The following is a 2,984-nucleotide window of genomic DNA, read 5'->3' on the forward strand; positions in this document are numbered from 1 at the left end:
GAGCCTTGCTGCTCAGGCGGGCATGATGAAGCTCGCCGAGGCGGAGTGGATGGGCCTGCTCGATCGCTCCGGCACGCGGTCGATGTTGCGCGAGGATGGCTCGCTCGAGCTCTATGAAAGCGAAGCCGAGTTCCAGGCCGGGCTGCCCGGCTGGGCGGCGCGTGAGCGTTTCGGCATCGGTTTCCGCCATGTCGAGGGCGAGGAACTGGCCGCCTTGCAGCCGGGGCTGTCGCCGCGCTTCATCAAAGGCACGTTCGTGCCGGGATGGAAGACGGTCGCCGACCCGAAACTGCTGGGCAAGGCGGTGTGGGCCTACGCACAAAGCAAGGGTGCCCGCTTTGAGATGGCCCGGATCGGCCAAGTCGCAGCGGATCAGGATGGTGCGACGCTGACATTGGCAGACGGCACGACCAGACAGGCGCGACACCTCGTCGTCGCAGCAGGCGCATGGTCGCATCTGCTGGCGAAGCAACTCGGCGATCGCATTCCGCTGGAGACCGAGCGCGGCTACAACACTACGTTGCCGACGAGTGCCTTCGACGTGAAGCGGATGCTGATCTTCTCCGGCCATGGCTTCGTCGTCACGCCGCTCGCAACGGGCCTGCGTGTCGGTGGCGCCGTCGAACTCGGCGGCATCGAGCGGCGGCCCAATTATGCCAGGTCTAAGGCGCTGCTGCAGAAGGCGCAGAAATTCCTGCCGGGGCTCGATCCCTCGGGCGGGCGCGAATGGATGGGGTTCCGCCCCTCGCTGCCGGATTCAGTGCCAGTCATCGGCGGCGCGCCGGGAAAGCGGCCGGTGGTCTATGCCTTCGGCCATGGCCATCTCGGCCTGACCCAGGCGGCGGCCACCGGACGGTTGATCAGGGATCTTGTCCTGGGGCAGACTCCACCGATCGAACTGGCCCCCTTCAGTCCGCAACGATTTTGATATTTTCGGGTTTTGATTTTCGAGGAGCGTCATGGCCAAGAAATCCTTCTTCTGCATAGACGGCCACACCTGCGGCAATCCGGTGCGGCTGGTCGCTGGGGGCGGCCCGCTGCTGCAGGGCGCGACAATGATGGAGCGGCGTGCGCATTTTCTGGCCGAGTATGACTGGATCCGCACCGGCCTGATGTTCGAGCCGCGCGGCCACGACGTGATGTCCGGTTCGATCCTCTATCCGCCGACGCGCGAGGATTGCGACATCGCCATCCTGTTCATCGAAACCTCCGGCTGCCTGCCGATGTGCGGCCATGGCACCATCGGCACGGTGACGATGGCGATCGAGCACGGTCTGATCAAGCCGAAGACGCCGGGCGTGCTTCGGCTCGACACGCCGGCCGGACTTGTCATCGCTGAATACAAACAGGTCGGCGACTATGTCGAGGAGGTGCGCATCACCAATGTGCCGTCCTTCCTCCATGCCGAGGGGCTGACAATCGAATGCCCTGGGCTCGGCGAAATCACCGTCGACGTCGCCTATGGCGGCAACTTCTACGCCATCGTCGAACCACAGAAGAACTATCGCGACATGGCCGATTATTCGGCGGGCGACTTCATCGCCTGGAGCCCGGTGGTGCGCCAGCGGCTCAACGAGAAATATTCCTTCTTCCATCCTGAGAACCCGGGCATCAACCGGCTGTCGCACATGCTGTGGACCGGTGCTCCGACGGTGGATGGGGCGGATGCCCGCAATGCCGTGTTCTACGGCGACAAGGCGATCGACCGCTCGCCCTGCGGCACCGGCACCTCGGCGCGCATGGCGCAGCTTCATGCCAAGGGCAAACTCAAGGCCGGCGACAGCTTCGTCCATGAATCGATCATCGGTTCGCTGTTCAAGGGCAAGGTCGAAAAGGATGTCACCGTAGCCGGCAAGCCGGCCATCATTCCCTCTATCGGCGGCTGGGCGCGGATGACCGGGCTGAACACCATCTTCATCGACGACCGCGACCCGTTCGCGCACGGATTTGTTGTCAAGTGATGGGAATCCTGACCTTGCGGAAAGCGACGGCTTGAAAAACGGATCGTGCCAAAAACGCAAGGATTCCTTTCATCACCTAATTTTGACGGCGATTTCTTCGAAACGGAGCGCATGATGCGATCGAATCGTCAAAGACATTGCGTTATGCCAATGGTAGGGTCCGCGATAGTCCAGGGGCCGGATGATGGAAAACGGGCAATCGGACAGCGTGCTTCGAAAACACGCATGACGATTGAAAAATGACGTTGCAATCCGGGCTCGAAACTTTACGACTAGGGGAAATACGAAAAGGAATGCGTCTGCATGGGCGACATTCCAGGGGAGCCATGTACACATGCAGTACTTTGTCCAGCAGCTTATCAATGGGCTGACGCTGGGATCGATCTATGGGCTGATCGCGATCGGCTATACGATGGTCTACGGCATCATCGGCATGATCAATTTCGCCCATGGCGACATCTTCATGGTGGGTGCCTTCACGGCTCTGATCGTCTTCCTCGCCCTTGGCGCGCTGTTCTATTCCGTGCCGGTTGTGCTGGCGCTGCTGATCATGATGATCGTGGCGATGCTGCTCACCAGCCTCTACAACTGGACAATCGAAAAAGTCGCCTACCGGCCGCTGCGCGGTTCGTTCCGACTGGCCCCGCTGATCACCGCCATCGGCATGTCGATCGCGCTGTCGAACTTCGTCCAGGTGACGCAGGGTCCCCGCAACAAGCCGATCCCGCCAATGGTCAGCCAAGTTTACAACATCAACGGCATCAGCGTGTCGCTGAAGCAGATCATCATCGTCGTCGTCACGGCGCTGCTGCTGGCGCTGTTCTGGTATCTGGTCAACAAGACCTCGCTCGGGCGAGCGCAACGGGCCTGTGAGCAGGACCGCAAGATGGCGGCGCTGCTCGGCATCGATGTCGACCGCACGATCTCGATCACCTTCATCATGGGTGCGGCCCTTGCCGCGGTCGCCGGCACTTTGTTCCTGATGTATTACGGCGTCATTGCCTTCTCTGATGGCTTTACGCC

Annotated in this window: 3 protein-coding genes; all 3 read left to right on the plus strand. The window is 61.4% G+C overall.

What is annotated here, in order from left to right; genetic code table 11:
• Positions 1-928, plus strand: a 928-nt coding sequence (locus tag EOD15_RS31845) for an FAD-binding oxidoreductase (protein ID WP_148129741.1), incomplete at its 5' end; no start/stop codon positions are given.
• A gap of 31 nt (positions 929-959) precedes the next feature.
• Entirely contained in the window at positions 960-1,961 is a 1,002-nt protein-coding gene (locus EOD15_RS31850) for a 4-hydroxyproline epimerase (RefSeq protein WP_127320418.1), read from the plus strand.
• 334 nt (positions 1,962-2,295) lie between these two features.
• Positions 2,296-2,984 (plus strand): branched-chain amino acid ABC transporter permease (locus EOD15_RS31855; protein WP_148129742.1); only part of this gene is annotated, 689 nt, incomplete at its 3' end.

This window comes from Mesorhizobium sp. M7A.T.Ca.US.000.02.2.1, assembly GCF_003996995.1.
Lineage (GTDB): Bacteria > Pseudomonadota > Alphaproteobacteria > Rhizobiales > Rhizobiaceae > Mesorhizobium.

What these genes read in the sequence shown, in the direction of transcription:
- EOD15_RS31850 (WP_127320418.1), top strand. Translation starts at nt 960, where the DNA reads ATGGCCAAGAAATCCTTCTTCTGCATAGACGGCCACACCTGCGGCAAT.